This is a genomic window from Myxococcus xanthus, assembly GCF_006402735.1.
Taxonomy (GTDB): Bacteria; Myxococcota; Myxococcia; order Myxococcales; family Myxococcaceae; genus Myxococcus; species Myxococcus xanthus_A.
Genome location: NZ_CP017174.1, coordinates 1,598,974 through 1,616,064, shown reverse-complemented (window position 1 = coordinate 1,616,064; position 17,091 = coordinate 1,598,974). Strand labels below are relative to the sequence as shown.

The following is a 17,091-nucleotide window of genomic DNA, read 5'->3' as shown; positions in this document are numbered from 1 at the left end:
TCCCCGAGCCCCCCATGAAGGCACTCTTCCCCACCCTGACGGCCCTGTCCGTGCTGCTGGCCGCCCCTGGCGCGCTCGCGCAGGACCCGGCGTCTTGCAGCCTGCAGTCCACCTCCCGCCTGGACGCGCTGCTCAACCCCGCGCGCGGCAGTGACGAGCGCTTCTTCACCAGCCCCAGCGGCCCGCCCAACATCCTGCTCATCCTGGATACGTCGGGCTCCATGGCGTATTGGCCCATCGCCTGGAGCAACGACAGCAACCACAGCTTCGACAGCTCCAGCGGCGGCGCCTCTCCAGGCTGCCGGCAGGCCAACATCGACGAGCTGAACTACGACGCCAACGTCGAGTACCCGCGGATGTGGCTGTCGCTGACCAACCAGGACTCGCCCTGGTTCGTGCCGGCCAAGTACTACAGCTTCGCCGGAAACGGCAGCGGCACGCACACCAGCTTCGGGATGAACAGCAATCCCGTGCGCTTCGACCAGCCACCGCCCAACACCGTCATCAGCGACAACGCGGCGGCGGCATGCGCCAATCTGGTGGGTACCAACAACAACGGCAACCGGCCCGCCGCGCGAGCCGCGTGCGCGCAGTGCCTCGCGACGAAGGGCTACTTCCAGTACACCTCCAGCCAGCGCGTCGCGTCGGGCAACTTCCTCAACTTCTACTCGCCGCGCGGCCACTCCGCCGTCAACGTCATCAGCCAGGTGCTCAAGGACTCGGAGCGCACGCGTTTCGGCGTGGTGACGTTCTCCGCGAGCAGTGAAGCCACCGACACGGTGAAGTGGAGCGGCCAGGACGTGGTGCGCTTCGAGCGCTTCGGTCCCAGCTGCGGCGAGTCGCTCAGCGGCGCGAAGCGTGAAGAGCACCGCAACAACCTGCTCAGCAAGATGCGGAACGGGCTGCGCTTCAACACGGGCACGCCCCTGACACAGGCCTTGTGGGGCGCCAGCACCTACTTCCGCTCCGCCGGCAGCGACCCATTCCCCGGATGGTTCGGCAGCGGATACCTGTTCGACTCGGGCTTCAACGACGAGGCCGCGCCCGGACGAGCCGCCGCCTGCTTCACCTGCGGCTTCAACGCCATGATTCTGCTCACGGACGGTGAGCCCAACGAGCCCAGCGGCAACTCCGCCCAGGTCCCGGCCCAGGTGCGCAACCTGGACGTCCCCTGCGCCAACTGCGCCGCGGCCGGCCAGGGCAGCAACAGCGGCGGCTCCAGCAGCCACATCCACCGCATCGCGAAGTGGATGTGGACGAACGACCTGCGGCCGGAACTGGATGGGGCGCAGCAAGTGGCCACGTACACCGTGGGCTTCGCGCTGACGAACACGCAGGCCATCAACCTGCTGCGTGTCACCGCGGACGCGGGCGGCGGGCGCTTCTACGCGGCCACCAACTCCAGCCAACTGAAGTCGGCGCTCCAGTCCATCGTCGACGACGTGCAGAACCGGAACATCGCGTTCGCCGCCGCGGCCATCTCCTCGTTCCAGACGGGCAGTTCCACGCTCAGCGCGCTGATGCCGCGCATGTCGCCCGCCTCCGGTGACAGCGCCTGGCGCGGAGACTTGTGGCGCTTCAACCAGTTCAACGAGTTCGTGGAAGGTGTCGACAAGAACGGCGACGGCGACATGGACGACATCTTCGTCGTGGACCGGGACGGGGACATCGTCGTCGAGGACACATCCGGCAACTTCGTCAAGGACGGCGGCAGCACCCCGGCCAACCAGTTCTGGGAGGCGCGCCGCGCGCTGATGGCCCGCGCGCTGAACAGCCGGAAGATCTACACGGTGACGGACAGCAACCAGGACGGGCGCCTCACCGCCGCGGACAACGCGGCGACGCCCGTCGAGTTCACCGTGGAGAACCGCGAAGCGCTGAAGAGCTACTTCGGCATCCTCGGCACCCCCGTCTGCCCGAAGGTGCAGTCGCTCAGCCCCCTGGACATCGACCCGGGCACGCTGATGACGGGCCTCCGGCTGACGCCCCAGCAGGCCGCCGCGGCCATGAGCGTCGCGGTGCCCGGCTTCGGCAGCGTGACGCAGGCGCAGACCTGGTTGGACGACGTCTGTGTGCGTACGCTCATCCAGTACGTGCGCGGCCAGGACCTGGCGGACGAGGACGGCAACGGCAACCGCACCGAGGTGCGCCGCTCCGTGTTGGGCGACATCTTCCACTCCGCGCCGGTGCTGGTGGACCCGCCCATGGACAAGTTCCTGTGCAACCTGGGCATGAGCAACCAGTGCACGCGCACGCTCTACAGCCAGCAACTGGGCGTGTCGCCCACGCCGCTCGCCACGGAGAACATCAGCCGCTGCGGCAACACCGTGGAGGTGGACGCGTATGACGCGTACCTGCACCGCTACCGCCGCCGCGACAAGCTGGTGCTGGTGGGCGCCAACGACGGCATGCTGCACGCCTTCCGCGACAGCACCGCGAGCAACGACAACTGCGAGGGCGGCCTGCCCATGATTGAGTACTCGCCCAGCAGCGGCGAGGAGGAGTGGGCCTTCATCCCGCCCGACCTGCTGTCGCGCCTGCACGAGATGGCGGGCGGCCACCAGTACTACGTGGACGGCGACATCATGGTGCGCGACGTGTGGGCGGACGGCTCGGACGGCTCGCAGCCGGACGGCATCAAGCAGTCCACCGAGTACCACACGATGGCGGTGATTTCGGAGGGACGCGGCGGCGTGCACTACCTGGCGCTGGAGCTGCGTGCGGACTCGGGCACCGGCCGCTTCGGCGCGCCCCGGATGCAGTGGATGTACCCGCAGCCGGACTCCCCGGAGGCCGCCCTCTTCGGCAAGACGCTCTTCTCGCTCAGCCCCAAGCCGCCGCCCATTGGCCCCGTGCTGGTGGAGGCAGGCACCGCGGCGGGTCCCGTGTCCCGCTACAACGTGGAGACCCAGGAGCGGTGGATGGTGGCCCTGTCAGGCGGCTGGTCCCCCGGCCAGGAGAAGGGCCGCGGCATCTACATGGTGGACGCGTGGTCCCCCGAGGTGAATGGCCGCACCGACAACCTGTGGTGGAAGTTCGAATACGACCCGAACGCCACCGGTGAGCAGCACGGGCCCGCGCGGCACCTCACGCACAGCGTGGCGGCGCCCGTGGCGCTGGTGGACTACGGCGTAGCCGGCAACGTGCAGCAGGACGGCTTCTTCGACACGGCCGTCTTCGGTGACATGCGCGGCCAGCTGTGGGTGGCGCGCATGTCCGTGCCCGGTGCGCTGGACCCGAGCACCCGACTCATCCGCAACTGGAGCGCCGCGCGCGCCTTCCAGATGGACCGGGACGCCGTGGGGCCGTCGGGCGGCCAGGGCGACAGCCTCACGCGCACGTGGCCCTTCTATTACGTGCCCTCCATTGGCATCCAGCCGGGCACGGGCGCCATGCGCGCGCTCGTCGGCACGGGTGACCGCTACGCGCTGCTGGATGACCAGGCCGGCATCTGCCGCTTCGACAACCCGCAGGCCTGCGCGCGCTACGGGTGCGGCAACGTGGAGGTGGACTACCGCGTGGACCGCATCGGCGAGAACATCACCCAGTCGCGGCACCAGTGGACGCAGCGGGGACTGGCACAGTCCACGCTGACGCGTGGGACGGCCTCGCAGCCCGCCTGTGGCAACCCGGGCCAGACGGTGGTGTCGGCCCGGTTCACCCGGCACGAGGCCCGCTCCTGCCCGGGAGCGCCCCAGGACTACACCTCCATGAGCCCCGCGCGCGTGGAGTGCGGCAAGGACGCCGCGGGCAACTTCCGCTGCCTCGACGTGAGCAACGTGGCACCCAACTTCGCGGACCTGGAGCTAACCCGCACCGTCAACGCCATTGGGAAGAATCGCTTCTACGGCGTGCGCGTGTACGGCGTGGCCGGAAAGACGTTCGCCGAGGATGCCACCGCTGTTTCCGCGGAGGGCCCCATGACGGCGAGCCAGTTCGACGCGGAACGCCTGAGCGACCGCACCAGCGACAACGACACCAGCGGCGACCTGGTGGACGTGACGAACATCACCTGCGACGCGTCCGGTGCCTGCTCCGCGACGGGCGCCCTGCCCGAAGGCGACGGATGGATGCTGGAGTACACGGACAACCACACCCACAAGACGGCGGGCGGCGCGGCCACGGTGGCCAGCTGCACGCTGTGGAACGTCATCTACCCGTCGCAGGACGGCGAGGTGTGCAGCAGCACCGCCGCCCGGGCCCGCTTCTACCAGGCGGACTTCCTCAGCGGCCTGCCCAACTGCGCCGCGTCCTTCGAGAACGCGCGCTACCAGGAGCGCGCGGTGCTGTCGCCGCCGCCCGAGCCCGCCACCGCGGTGATGATTTCGCCCACGGGCAGCGTGAAATACAGCGCCATCATGCAGGAGCCCGGACAGCGCCAGGCCACCTCGGTGGACGTATCGGAGAACAGCGAGGTGCTCCAGAACGTGTACGAGCTGCCCCTCACCCAGGAGCAGCACGCCTGCCGCCACGAGAACGCGGCCAGCTGCCTGCCGTGATGACGTGAAGGCCCGCCCTCCCCGCTCGCCTGGGGAGGGCGTCTGGCGTTAGAAGACGGGCATGCCCGCACTCGAAGACGCCATCGCGCTCGCGGTGGCCGCGCATCACGGCCAGCGAGACAAGGCTGGCCAGACGTACATCCTCCACCCGCTGCGGGTGATGATGCGGCTGGACACGGACGAAGAGCGCACCGTGGCCATCCTCCACGACGTGGTGGAGGACACGCCCTACACGCTCGAGCGCCTGCGCGAGCTGGGCTACCCGGAAAACGTCCTGGGCGCGCTGGACGCCCTCACCCGCCGCCAGGACGAGACGTACGAGGCCTTCATCGAACGGCTGCGCCCGCTGGCGCTCGCCCGCCGCGTGAAGCTGGCGGACCTGGAGGACAACATGGACGTGCGGCGGCTGGCCGCGGTGACGCCCAAGGACGCCGAGCGCCTGGCCCGCTACCGCGCCGCCTGGGCCCGCCTGCGCGAGCCCTAGAAGACACGACGGCCCGGAGTGCCACAGGGGCGACTCCGGGCCGTAGTGCTACCAGCGCCCGCCGAGGAAAGCAGGGCGCCGGTTCCTTCAACTCCGCGCTAGGCCTTGGCCAGTTGGCGGAGCACGTACTGCAGGATGCCGCCGTGGCGGTAGTAGTCGAGCTCGTTCGGCGTGTCGATGCGGCACACCACCGTGAACTCCTTGGTACCACTCTCACCCGTGGCCTTCACGGTGAGCTTCTTCTGCGGCGCCAGGTCCTGCGCCACGCCGGTGATGTCGAACTTCTCGTGACCGGTGAGGCCCAGCGACTGCGCGTCCTGGCCCGCCTCGAACTGGAGCGGCAGCACGCCCATGCCCACCAGGTTGGAGCGGTGGATGCGCTCGAAGCTCTTGGCGATGACGGCCTTCACGCCCAGCAGCATGGTTCCCTTGGCCGCCCAGTCACGGCTGGAGCCGGTGCCGTACTCCGCGCCCGCCAGCACCACCAGCGGCGTGCCCTCCGCCTGGTACTTCATGGACGCGTCGTAGATGCTCATCCGCTCGCGCGTGGGGATGTGGACGGTGACGCCGCCCTCCACGCCCGGAACCAGCAGGTTCTTCAGGCGGATGTTGGCGAAGGTGCCGCGCACCATCACCTCGTGGTTGCCGCGGCGCGCGCCGTAGGAGTTGAAGTCCTTGGGCTCCACGCCGTTGGCCATGAGGTACTTGGCCGCCGGGCTCGTCTTGGCGATGTTGCCCGCGGGGGAGATGTGGTCCGTGGTGACGGAGTCACCCAGCAGCGCCATCACGTGCGCGCCATGGATGTCCTGCGTCGCCTTGGGCTCCTTCGGCAGGTTCTCGAAGAAGGGCGGCTTGCGCACGTAGGTGGACGTGTCGTCCCACTGGAACGTGGAGCCCTTGCCCACCGGCAGCTGCTGCCAGAGCGCGTCGCCCTCCATGGCGTTGGCGTACTGGCTGCGGAACTGCTCCGGCTTCACGGAGGTGCGGATGACCTCCTGAATCTCCTCGTTGGTGGGCCAGATGTCCTTGAGGAACACAGGACGGCCGTTGGGGTCGGTGCCCAGCGGCTCGTTGTCCAGGTCCATGCCCACTTCGCCAGCCAGCGCGTAGGCCACCACCAGCGGCGGGCTGGCCAGGTAGTTCATGCGCACGTGCGGGTTGATGCGGCCTTCGAAGTTGCGGTTGCCGGACAACACCGCGGCGACGACGAGGTCCCCCTCGGTGACGGCGTTGGCCACGGGCTCCGTCAGCGGACCGGAGTTGCCGATGCACGTGGTGCAGCCGTAGCCCACGATGTGGAAGCCCACCGCCTCCAGGTACGGCAGCAGGCCGGCGTCGCGCAGGTACTCGCTGACCACGCGGCTGCCCGGGGCCAGGGACGTCTTCACCCACGGCTTCGGGTTGAGGCCGCGCTCCACGGCCTTCTTCGCCAGGATGCCCGCGCCCACCAGCACCGCCGGGTTGGAGGTGTTGGTGCAGGACGTAATCGACGCAATCACCACCGCGCCGTGGCCCATCTGGTAGCTCTGGCGGCCGTTCTTCACGGTGACGGTCTGCGCCAGGCGCTCGGGAGGCACCGCGGCGGCGGCGGCGGCCTTGCCCTTGCCACCCTCCTCGTCCTCGCCCTTGCTCTTGCCGGCCGACAGCATCTCCACCAGCGACTTCTCGTAGCCGGACTTCATGTCCTTGAGGGGCACGCGGTCCTGCGGGCGCTTGGGGCCGGCGAGGCTGGGCACCACGGTGGACAGGTCCAGCTCCAGCGTGTCGCTGAAGAGGGGGTCCTCGGCGTCGTCACGCCGCCACAGGCCCTGCTCCTTGGCGTAGGCCTCGGTGAGGGCCACCAGGTCGTCCGGACGGCCGGTGAAGCGCAGGTAGTTGAGGCTCTCCTCGTCCACCGGGAAGAAGCCGATGGTGGCGCCGTACTCGGGCGCCATGTTCGCGATGGTGGCGCGGTCCGGCAGGGACAGGTTCTTCAGGCCGCTGCCGTAGAACTCCACGAACTTGCCCACCACGCCCTTCTTGCGAAGCATCTGCGTGACAGTGAGCACCAGGTCCGTGGCGGTGGCGCCCGCGGGCAGCTTGCCGGAGAGCTTGAAGCCCACCACCTGCGGAATCAGCATCGTAATCGGCTGGCCCAGCAGCGCGGCCTCGGCCTCGATGCCGCCCACGCCCCAGCCCACCACGCCCAGGCCGTTGATCATCGTGGTGTGGCTGTCGGTGCCCACCAGCGTGTCCGGGTACACGGTGCTGCCCTGGCGGAACGTCACGTGCGCCAGGAACTCCAGGTTGACCTGGTGGCAGATGCCGATGTCCGGCGGAACCACGCCAAAGCCCTTGAACGCGCTCTGGCCCCAGCGGAGGAACGCGTACCGCTCACGGTTGCGCTCGAACTCCAGCTCGGCGTTCTCCTTGAACGCGGCGGACGTCGCGAAGGAGTCAATCTGCACCGAGTGGTCGATGACCAGGTCGGCCGGGTTGCGCGGGTTGATCTTGTCCGGGTTGCCGCCCATGGAGGCCAGCGCCTCACGCATGGCCGCCAGGTCCACCACCGCGGGCACGCCCGTGAAGTCCTGGAGCAGCACGCGAGCGGGGTGGAAGGAGATCTCCACGTCCGGGGTGGCCTTGGGGTCCCAGGCCAGCATCTTCTCCACGTGCTCGCGCTTCACCACGCGGCCATCCTCGTGCCGCAGCAGGTTCTCCAGCAGGACCTTCAGCGAGAACGGCAGGCGGTTCACCGCCGGGTGGGATTTGGCCAGCTTGCCCAGGCTGAAGAGGTCATAGGTGGCGGAGCCCACCTTGAGCTGGGACTTCGTGCCGAAACTGTCGGTCATGTATGTTGCCGTCCTTCCTTGCGCGGGATGCGGGAACTTCTAGGCCCCCCTTTGACGCGTTGCAAAGGGTTCCTGCGAGGGCATTGAGGGCCGGACGCTTCGAGCCGCGGGTGTGCAGCCCCGCTCATCGGAACCATGCGCCCCGCTGAGGGGTGGGCAGGGCCTGGCTCAGATGATTTTGCGAAGCAGAGACAGCGCCCGCTCCAGCAGCTTCTGCCACAGGGGCCGGCGGCGGAACTCCGCCAGCGTCACCTCGCGGCAGTCCCCGCAGTCGGTGCGGAAGGAGTCCTCCAGTTGCTGTCCCAAGCGAGGGTCGGCGAAGACCGCGTTCACCTCGTGATTGAAGGCCAGGCTGAGGCGCTCCAGGTTGAACGAACCGATGGTGCCCCACACCCCGTCCACCACGGCCGTCTTGGCGTGCAGCACGCCGCGCTGCCACTCGAAGATGCGGACGCCCGCGCCCAGCAGCCGCTCGTAGAAGGCCCGGGCCATGAACTCCAGGATGGGGTGGTCACTGCGAGCGTTGAGCAGCAGATGGACCTCCACCCCGCGCCGGGCCGCCTCGCGCAGCGCCATCACCATGCGCCGGTCCGGGATGAAGTAGGCGGCGGCCACCAGCACGCTGCGCCGGGCCCGGCGGATGGCGTGCAGATAGGACCGGTGGATGCTTCGCCGACTGGACAACACCGCCAGCCCCACCGCGCCGCGCCGGGGTGGCGGGTTGCGCAGGCGCTCCAGCCGCCGGGTCAACCGGTGGAAGCGGCCCTGGAACATCATCCGCCACGTGGCGGAGAAACACCGCTCCAGCTCGTGGACGGCCGGCCCTTCGATGCGCAGCACGTCGTCCCGCCACGCCGCGCCAATCTCCGCGGGTGCCCAGTGGGCGGAGATGTTCACCCCGCCGGTGAAGGCCACCTCACCGTCCACCACCAGAATCTTGCGGTGGTCCCTCCGCAGCAGGTGCCGCAGCCCGCGTGACAGGCTGAAGGGCTTGAAGGCGCGGATGTCCACGCCCCGCGCGCGCAGCCCGGCGAAGAAGCTCCGGCGGCTCGTCCAGGAGCCCACCGCGTCGTACAGCACCTTCACGTGCACGCCGCGCTCGGCCGCCTCCGCCAGCGCCTCGCCGAACAGTTCGCCGACGGCGTCGGAGACGAACATGTACGTCTCCAGGCGGACATAACGCCGCGCCCCGCGGATGGCCTCCAGCATCGCCGGGTAGGCCTCCACGCCGTCGCGCAGCAGCTGGCAGGCGTTGCCCTGCACCACCGCGTGGCGGCGCGGCAGGTAGTAGCGCGACAGGAGCAGCCCGGAGACGTTGGGGCTCCACACCGGCTCATGCTCCGGCACGGGCCCCGGGGGCGTGGGCGCACGCCGCGGCGCGCCCGTGTCCGCTTCACCCGACTGCTCGGTCAACGCCTCCTGGTCACGCATGGCCTCCCAACGGTGCGGATGCCCGCGCGACCCGGCAACCCGAGCCGCTTCGCAGCCTGTCTTCCCGTGCCAACCGGTGTCCGGAAACCGACGGGACAAGCCCGCGACTTCACGGACACCGGAAAGCCGTGGCGCGGCCTAGAGGCCGTACTCCGCGCGCTTGGCGTCCGCGCGGGTGGCGCACGGCTGGTCGAACTCCGGGAAGTACTCCTTCACGTGGTCCAGGGTGGCGGAGGCGCTCTTGTAGTTGCCTTGGTTGTAGTAGCCCTCCACCTCCAGGAGCAGCTTGGAGCAGGTGCGGTCCAGTTCCTGCTGCGCCGCCTTCATGCGCTCCTGGGCGTCGTAATAGAGGTCCGGCTTCGGCTCCGGGTGGGCCTCCAGCATCAGCCACGACACGCGGAAGGACTTCCAGGCCTCGTAGCGGTTGCGAGCGCCGATGTCCGGCGTCTGGAAGTGCTTCAAGCCCCGCTTGTGGTACTCGGTGGCCTCGCGCACCAGCTCCTCGGGCAGCAGGTCCGGCAGCAGCGCGCGCTCCACCCAGATGTTCCAGATGACCCACGGGTCTTCGCCCGGCGGATTCTTCACGTTGTCGAAGATGATGCGGTTGGGCTCGCCCTTCTTCAGGTGCTGGGCCGGAATCATCAGTTCGATGGAGCGGTCCTGGCTGGCCAGCGTGTCGGGCGGCACCTTGCCCACGTCCACGCCGTTGACGCTCACCACGACCTCGTCCTTGGAGATGCTCCGGGCCTGGTAGTGGAGGATGACCACCGCGCGCGTGGCGGCGGTGTACTCCCACTCGAAGACCTTCATGTCCGCGCGCTCCCACGTCACGCTCGGCCCCAGGCCGAACGAGTCGCGGATGGGCTGCCCGCTGAGCATCGAGGGCTCCTCGCCCACCGGCTGGCCGTCCTCGCCGCTCAGCACCAGCCAGTAGAGGACGCCGAACAGCGCGAGCACCATGGCCACGCCGCCACCGATGATGCCGGTGCGCACGCCCTGGCTGGCGTCCGCCCAGAAGAGCTTCGCGCTGGACACCACGCCAGGGGACTCACGCCGGATGCGCGCGCGCTCCGCCGCGGACAGGCCACCACCGCCCCCGGCTGCTGGCGCCGGACGAGCCCGGACCGGCGGGGGCGAGCTGGACGGCCGCTTCGCGGGCGGTGCCGCTGGCGCCGAGCGCTCGATGGCCGCCCGTGAGCCGCTCTGCCCCTGGGACACAGGGCGCAGGGCCTGCAGGTTGGAGCGGGTGGCGCCCTCGCGGATTTCGTTCAGCTCCTCCTGGTCGGCCCCCTCCGGGGCCAGCGCGACGCCCTTGTTGCGCTGCCGCTTCAGGGAATCCAGGGAGACGATGCGCGTGCTGCCATCGCCTTCCTGGGCGCCGGCGGGGAGCTCCTCTTCACCCGTGGCCGGCTCGTCCGTCAGCATGGCGAAGATGAACGTCACCGGGCCCAGGGTCAGCTTGTCGCCGTCCTCGAGCACCTGCGTCTTCACCGGACTGCCGTTGACGAGCGAACCGTTGGCGCTGCCCTGGTCCTCGACGGCGTAGGCATCACCGTCGAGGAAGATGCGGCAGTGGCGCCGGGACACACCCGGGTCGAACAGCGCGACGTCGCAATCCGTCGAACGGCCGATGAGAACGGAGTCCTGGTCGAAGACGAACTCCTTACCGGCTTCTCTACCCTCGGAGATCGTCAGCTGGAAAGGCATGGGGGGTTACAATCCTACAGAGGCCCGCGCCGCTCGGGCAACGGCCGCACGCGCGGAGGCCGGTTCCATGACCTGCGCCTCGCCACCAAAGGACAGGACCCACTGGGTGAGCCAGCGTTCGCTGTCCCCCGCCACCAGCACCTCCACGCCCCCGTCGGCAAGCGGGCGGGCGTCCTGGCCGAAGCGCTCCTTCACATAGGGGGCGGCCACGGAGGAGAAGCGCACGCGCACCGAAGAGTCCGTCAGGCCCCGCGCCGGGTTGGGCACGTCCGCCCGGGCGTCCGCGGGCGGCTGGAAGGGCACGTCCGTGACGAGGATGTCCTCCATCCGGTCCAGGCGGAACAGGCGCGCGTCCTGCCGGGTGTGGCAGTAGCCCTGCAGATACCACTGCCCCCGGTGGCTGAGCAGTTCGTAGGGGCGCACGGTGCGCGGCTCCGGCGACCGGCCGGGGCTGGCATAGCCGAACGTCACCTCCAGGCGCTCGATGATGGCCCGGGTGAGCGGCCCCAGGGCCAGGGGCGCCTCCGTGGACGCATCAATCTTCCGGTACATCTCCCGGTAGCGCTCGCGGGTGGCGGGCGGCAGCACGCGCTCCAGCTTCTGAAGGGCGCTCTGCAATGCGTCCCCCGTGGCCGGCCGCAGCAGCTCCGCCGACGCGGCCAGCGCCGCGGCCTCGCCCGGCGTCAACCGGGGCGGCGCGAACAGGCGCTGGTCCAGGTCCACGTAGACGCGGTCGTTGTCCACGTAGATGTCGATGTAGTCGTCCGGGTTGAAGGGCGGCCGGCCCACGCAGGTGAGCAGGTCCAGCTCCTCCAGCAGGTCCTCGCGGCTGACGTTGAGGGCGCGCGCGAGCGCGTCCACCGTGACGCCGGGGTGCTTGGAGACGTAGGGAACCAGGAACAGCAGGCGGCGGAGCCGCTCGTGGACGTTGCTCATGCGCTCACCTTGTCCAGCGAATCGTCGTGGCACGACACGATGCGCGAGGCCATCTCCCGCAGACGCGCCTGCGCCCGCTCCGGGCCCTCCACGCGGCAGTCCGGCCCCAGCGCCAGGCAGAAGCGCATCAGGCCGTCCACGAACGTCACCGGCAGCCGCGCCCGCACCGCCCCCTCCTCCGCCGGCTCCAGCGTGGCGCCGGGCAACAGGCTCGCGGCCCGCGAGGCGAGCGTGCCCGACAGGTGGAGCACCACCTCCACCTGCTCATGGAAGCGGTGCTGCCACGGGAAGTACGCCACGTGGGCCTCCAGCGAGAAGTCCGCCGGCACCTGGAAGTCCGGCGTGCGAGGGCGCGCCGTGTTCACCTTCAGCTCGCGAATCCGGTGGACGTGGAAGGTCCGCAAGTCCTTGCGCAGGTGGCAGTAGCCCACCAGCGTCCAGGCGCCGCGGCGCAGCGCCAGGCCATACGGGTCCACGCGCCGCTGCGTGGTGCCGGCCTGCTTGGGGCTGGCATACGTCAGGTCCACCCACTTGCGGGCCGCGCACGCATCCCAGAGCTGCTCCAGGCGCGCGGAGACCTCCTTCTCCTGGCCCTCGTGCACGGAGCCCAGCTCCATGCGCACCCGGGGTGTGGGCAGGGATTGACCGGCGAAGAAGCCGATCTTCCGCAGCGCGTGCGCCAGGTCGTCCCGGCCCGGAAAGGCGCCCGACGCCAGCGCCGCGGAGCCGGCGGCGTAGAGCACGGCCAGCTCTTCCTTGGAGAGGTCCGCCTCCGGAAGGTAGTAGGCGTCCCGGTCGACGATGTAGCCGTCCCGCCGCTCGTCATCGCCCTGCACGTACGTCAGCGGAAAGCCCAGCTCCACGAGCTCCGCCTTGTCGCGCTCGAACTTGCGCTCGGCGGCATCATCGGAGCCGCCGTAGTCACCGGGGAAGTGCTCGCGCAGCTCGGCCCAGGAGATGGGCTCGCGCGCGTCGAGCAGAAGGGCCACGAGGTCGAGGATGCGTTCGGTGCGGTCCATTGGAAAGGTCGGCGACGATGCCGGGCGGACCCGGGAGGGTCAAGAAGTGGACGTGTGGGTGGGAAACAGTTGAGCGGTCCGTCCGCGTCCGGCGAGATAGCCGGACGGACCTGAACAGACAAGCAGGTAATCATCTGTACGTACGGTTGTCCTCATTCCAGCGGGCAAGGACTTGGGAGGGGGGCTCGCACTGCGGGCATGATCTGGGTTATTGCTGCACCATTCCGTGGAAGTGGAGACGACGTGGACGGGCCTGCCTGTCCGGATGCCGCATGGCCGAAGCGGCGAGCGGAGCCTCCGAAGGGACTCACGATGAGCGGCATCACCCTCGTCCGTAATGTGGTGGCCGGGTTGGCGATGTTCGTGGGCTTCACGAGCATGGCCGCGCCTGCGCCCGTGCGCGCGGAGCCCCTCTACTTCGCCGTCGAGGTCCGCCGTGACGGGCGGCTGGTGGCCCAGCCCAAGCTGTTGGGCGAGACGGGCCGCACCCTTCGTGCCGAGCGCCGCCGTCCCGGAGCGCCCCTGCCCGACTACCGGCTGGTCCTCACGCCCAAGGCCGAAGGCCAGTCCTTCCTCCTCCAGCTCGACCTGCTCCTGCCCGAGGCGAAGGGCCACTCCGAGCTGGCGCTGCTCCACGGCCAGGAGCGCAAGCTCCAGCTCGGCCGTGTGCCCGGAGAGCTCGAGGTCTCCCTGCTGCTGATGAAGGTGGACTCGCCGGAGTTCCGCGCGCTCATGCAGCTGGGCGAAAGCTGCGGCAAGTCGCTGTCCACCTCGTCCATCTGACCGGCGCCCTGCCCGGCTACAGCACCGCCAGGTCGTTGCGGTGCACGGCCTCGTCCAGGTAGCGGTAGCCCAGCACCGCTTCGATGTCCGCCGTGTGGTGGCCGGCGATGCGTCGCAGCTCGTTGGCGTCGTAGGCCGCCAGCCCCCGCGCGAACACGGCGCCCTCCGCGTCCACCAGGTCCACCGGGTCTCCGCGCCCGAAGTCGCCCTCCACGCCGCGCACGCCGCTGGGCAGCAGGCTGCGCTTGCCGGTGACAATGGCCTCGCGCGCGCCGGCATCCACCGTGAGCGTCCCGCGTGCGCGCAGGGCATGGGCAATCCACGCGGCGCGGGCGCTGCGGCGGCTGCCAGTGGGCTCGAAGAGGGTGCCCACGTCCGCGCCTTCCAGGACGGCGCGTAGACGGCCGGGCACGGCGCCGGACGTAATCACGCAGTGGATGCCAGAATCGGACGCGCGCGCGGCCGCCCGCACCTTGGTGCTCATGCCGCCCGTTCCCACCCCGCTGCTCGTGCCGGTGGCGAGCGCCAGCACCTCGGGCGTCACCTGCATCACCGTGGCCAGCAGCTCCGCGCCCGCGTCGCGCCGGGGGTCTCCGGTGTAGAGGCCCTCCACATCCGACAGCAGGACGAGCGCGTCGGCCTCCACCACGCCGGCCACCAGCCCCGCCAGCGTGTCGTTGTCACCGAACTTCAACTCGTCCACGGAGACGGTGTCGTTCTCGTTGATGACGGGGACGACGCCCGCCGTCAGCAACCGCTCCAGGGTGTGCTTCACGTTGAGGTAGCGGCGGCGCTCCTGCACGTCCTCGTGGGTGAGCAGCACCTGGGCCACCGCCTTCCCACGCGCGGCGAAGGCCTCTTCGTAGGCCTGCATCAGCCGACTCTGCCCCACCGCCGCGCACGCCTGCTTGCCTGGGATGTCGCGAGGGCGCGAGGGCAGGCCCAGCCGCTCGACCCCCAGGGCAATGGCCCCGCTGGACACCACCACCAGCTCGCGGCCCTGCGCGGCCCACAACAAATCCTGGCCCAGCGCATCGAAATGCTGACGGTTGAAACGTCCGGTGGCGTTCGTCAGCGCGTTGGTGCCGATTTTCACCACCACCCGCCGGGCCGAGCGTAGGGCGGTGCGTCCCGTGGCAATCGAACTCACGGGGCGTCAGCGTAGGTCAGAAATGGAAGGCGCGCGCGTCCGGCGTGTTTTCCCCACAGCGGCAGTCATAAAGTTCGTACGGAAAAGGTGGGGGCCCCAATGCCTCCGCCAGGAGAGCACGGTTTGAAGGAAATCTACGGCAACACCCTGGGCCTCAAGTCGAGCGAGCAGCACCGGTTGCGCAACACCTTCCGCCGGCGCGTCCCGCCGCACGAAATCGTGTCGCCCGAGCTTGCCCGGCACCTCACCGAGCTGTCGCGTGAGCTGAACCGGCAGGTGGGTGTGCTCGTCAACCGGAAGGGCGAAATCGAGCACGTCATCGTGGGCAGCGCCCACAAGCTCGAGCTGCCGGACATCGGCCGCGCCCGCGCGGGCCAGGTGCGTCTGCGTGGCCTCCGCCTGGTCCACACCCACTTGAAGAGCGAGCCGCTCACCAAGGACGACCTCACGGACCTCGCGCTGCTGCGCCTGGACTGCGTGGCGGCCATTGGCGTGGGCCCCGAAGGACTGCCCGGCGTCCTGCACTACGCCTACCTCATCCCGGAGAACGGCTCCGGCGACTTCTGGCATGTCGAGACGCTGCCCTCCGTCCACGTGGAGCAGCCGGACCTCATGGACACGCTGGGCGCGTTGGAGGAGGAGTTCAACCGCAAGGCGGCGTCGCGCAAGGTGGGCGGCCGGGAGAAGGCCATCCTCGTGGCGGTGTGCCTGGACGGCAACCGCGCCCTGGCCGAGTCCAGCCTGGCGGAGCTGAAGGAGCTGGCGCGCACCGCGGGCGTGGAGGTCATCGACTCCGTGCTCCAGGTGAAGCGCGAGGCGGACCCACGCTACCTCATCGGCCGCGGCAAGCTGGAGGAGCTCAACCTGCGCTCCATGCAGTCCATGGTGGACCTGCTCATCTTCGACAAGGACCTCACTCCGTCGCAGGGGCGCCACATCGGCGAGGCCACCAGCCTCAAGGTGCTGGACCGCTCGCAGCTCATCCTCGACATCTTCGCGCAGCGCGCGCAGAGCGCCGAGGGCAAGCTCCAGGTGGAGCTGGCGCAGCTGAAGTACCGGCTGCCGCGGCTGGTGCAGAGCGACGATTCGCTCAGCCGGCTCATGGGCGGCATTGGCGGACGGGGTCCTGGTGAGACGAAGCTGGAGATCGACCGCCGCCGCGTGCGCGAACGCATCACCCACCTGGAGAAGCGCATCGACGCGATTGGCCGGGAGCGCAGCGTGCGCCGGGCCCAGCGCAACCGGCGCGAGCTGCCCGTCATCTCCATTGTCGGCTACACCAACGCCGGCAAGTCCACGCTCCTCAACGCGATTACGAACGCCGAGGTGCTGGCGGAGAACAAGCTGTTCGCCACGCTGGACCCCACCAGCCGACGGCTGCGCTTCCCGCAGGAGCGGGAGGTCATCATCACCGACACGGTGGGCTTCATCCGGGACCTGCCCAAGGACCTGGTCGCCGCCTTCCGCGCCACGCTGGAGGAGTTGTACGACGCCAGCCTGCTGCTCCACGTCGTGGACGCGGCGGACCTCGCCCGCGACGAGCAGGTGGAGGCGGTGGAGAACATCCTCGAGTCGCTCGACTTGATGGAGAAGCCGCGCCTCATGGTGTGGAACAAGGCGGACCTGCTGCCGCCGGACGAAGTGGAGGCGCTGCTGCGCACCCGGGGCGGCGTGGCCATCAGCGCCGCGACGCGCGAGGGCCTGGCGACGCTGCTGGCCAAGGCGGACACCACGCTGTTCGCCGAGGGCGCCACCGAGGCCATCGGCGCCGTCTGAGCCCGCGGTTGCCGGGCAGGCACGGCTCCCCGTAGAGTCGGGGGGCCGTGTCGATTCCCTCGCTCACACCCCTGCTGCTGGCCCAGGCTGACTACGCGAAGCCTGTGTCCTCCATGTCTCCGAAGTACATCGAGCTGCTGGAGCAGAACAGCCACATCATCTATCCCGTGCTGGCGGTGCTGACGCTGGTCATCATCGCCGCGGGCGTCCTCCAGGCCTGGCGCACGCAGGACCTGGACGGACTCCAGAAGAACGAGTTCAAGCGCGCCATCGTCAACGAGCTGCGCCGCAACATCAGCGGCATGCCCGGTGACCAGTTGGCGAAGTCCGTGGGGCTGGACCGGCTCAAGACGAACCGCCTGCTGGAGCAGATGCAGCAGGAGGGTATGGTGGTGAGCCACACCAACTCCCAGCGGCTCACCGTGTGGCGCGTCCGTGGCGCCACGCCGGACGCCGCGCCGCGCCGCTACTGAAG

The 17,091-nt window shown here is 69.6% G+C and carries 11 protein-coding genes; 5 read left to right on the top strand and 6 right to left on the bottom strand.

Going from position 1 to position 17,091, the window contains the following annotated elements; all coding sequences use genetic code 11:
- The first annotated feature begins 14 nt into the window (after positions 1-14).
- Positions 15-4,499: a pilus assembly protein gene (locus BHS09_RS06865; RefSeq protein ID WP_140788354.1), complete on the top strand. Its 4,485-nt coding sequence runs from the start codon at positions 15-17 to the stop codon at positions 4,497-4,499.
- A gap of 61 nt (positions 4,500-4,560) precedes the next feature.
- The gene (locus tag BHS09_RS06860) at positions 4,561-4,983 is read left to right on the top strand and encodes an HD domain-containing protein (RefSeq protein WP_140788353.1); all 423 of its coding nucleotides are present in this window, start codon (positions 4,561-4,563) and stop codon (positions 4,981-4,983) included.
- 98 nt (positions 4,984-5,081) lie between these two features.
- Here BHS09_RS06860 and acnA read toward each other — a convergent pair whose 3' ends face one another.
- The 5 genes from acnA to BHS09_RS06835 all read right to left on the bottom strand — a co-directional run bounded on the left by acnA (position 5,082) and on the right by BHS09_RS06835 (position 12,907).
- Entirely contained in the window at positions 5,082-7,814 is a 2,733-nt protein-coding gene (gene acnA, locus BHS09_RS06855) for an aconitate hydratase AcnA (RefSeq protein WP_140788351.1), read from the bottom strand.
- Between the two features lie 168 nt (positions 7,815-7,982).
- Positions 7,983-9,245, bottom strand: a complete 1,263-nt coding sequence (locus BHS09_RS06850; protein ID WP_237078097.1) for a phospholipase D-like domain-containing protein — start codon at positions 9,243-9,245, stop codon at positions 7,983-7,985.
- Between the two features lie 138 nt (positions 9,246-9,383).
- Entirely contained in the window at positions 9,384-10,952 is a 1,569-nt protein-coding gene (locus BHS09_RS06845; protein WP_140788349.1) for an FHA domain-containing protein, read from the bottom strand.
- Between the two features lie 6 nt (positions 10,953-10,958).
- Complete coding sequence (locus BHS09_RS06840) at positions 10,959-11,888, bottom strand: helix-turn-helix transcriptional regulator (RefSeq protein ID WP_140788348.1); 930 nt, start codon at positions 11,886-11,888, stop codon at positions 10,959-10,961.
- On the bottom strand, positions 11,885-12,907 hold the full coding sequence (locus BHS09_RS06835) for a helix-turn-helix transcriptional regulator (protein ID WP_140788347.1): 1,023 nt from the start codon (positions 12,905-12,907) through the stop codon (positions 11,885-11,887). The genes BHS09_RS06840 and BHS09_RS06835 overlap by 4 nt, the downstream gene beginning before the upstream one ends.
- A gap of 198 nt (positions 12,908-13,105) precedes the next feature.
- On the opposite strand from BHS09_RS06835, the gene BHS09_RS06830 reads away from it, so the two are divergent.
- Positions 13,106-13,690 (top strand): hypothetical protein, encoded by a 585-nt coding sequence (locus BHS09_RS06830; protein WP_140788345.1) that lies wholly within the window; start codon positions 13,106-13,108, stop codon positions 13,688-13,690.
- Between the two features lie 16 nt (positions 13,691-13,706).
- On the opposite strand, the gene proB is transcribed toward BHS09_RS06830, so the two are convergent.
- On the bottom strand, positions 13,707-14,840 hold the full coding sequence (gene proB, locus BHS09_RS06825; protein ID WP_140788344.1) for a glutamate 5-kinase: 1,134 nt from the start codon (positions 14,838-14,840) through the stop codon (positions 13,707-13,709).
- A gap of 123 nt (positions 14,841-14,963) precedes the next feature.
- Here proB and hflX point away from each other — a divergent pair, with 123 nt between their 5' ends.
- Positions 14,964-16,616 (top strand): GTPase HflX, encoded by a 1,653-nt coding sequence (hflX, locus tag BHS09_RS06820; RefSeq protein WP_174259041.1) that lies wholly within the window; start codon positions 14,964-14,966, stop codon positions 16,614-16,616.
- Positions 16,617-16,663: 47 nt separating this feature from the next.
- Positions 16,664-17,089: a hypothetical protein gene (locus BHS09_RS06815; protein ID WP_140788342.1), complete on the top strand. Its 426-nt coding sequence runs from the start codon at positions 16,664-16,666 to the stop codon at positions 17,087-17,089.
- Positions 17,090-17,091 lie beyond the last annotated feature (2 nt).

Bases quoted from the DNA above. Each gene is read 5' to 3' on its own strand.
- BHS09_RS06865 (WP_140788354.1), top strand. From the start codon at position 15: ATGAAGGCACTCTTCCCCACCCTGACGGCCCTGTCCGTGCTGCTGGCC.
- BHS09_RS06860 (WP_140788353.1), top strand. From the start codon at position 4,561: ATGCCCGCACTCGAAGACGCCATCGCGCTCGCGGTGGCCGCGCATCAC.
- acnA (WP_140788351.1), bottom strand. From the start codon at position 7,814: ATGACCGACAGTTTCGGCACGAAGTCCCAGCTCAAGGTGGGCTCCGCC.
- BHS09_RS06850 (WP_237078097.1), bottom strand. From the start codon at position 9,245: ATGCGTGACCAGGAGGCGTTGACCGAGCAGTCGGGTGAAGCGGACACG.
- BHS09_RS06845 (WP_140788349.1), bottom strand. From the start codon at position 10,952: ATGCCTTTCCAGCTGACGATCTCCGAGGGTAGAGAAGCCGGTAAGGAG.
- BHS09_RS06840 (WP_140788348.1), bottom strand. From the start codon at position 11,888: ATGAGCAACGTCCACGAGCGGCTCCGCCGCCTGCTGTTCCTGGTTCCC.
- BHS09_RS06835 (WP_140788347.1), bottom strand. From the start codon at position 12,907: ATGGACCGCACCGAACGCATCCTCGACCTCGTGGCCCTTCTGCTCGAC.
- BHS09_RS06830 (WP_140788345.1), top strand. From the start codon at position 13,106: ATGATCTGGGTTATTGCTGCACCATTCCGTGGAAGTGGAGACGACGTG.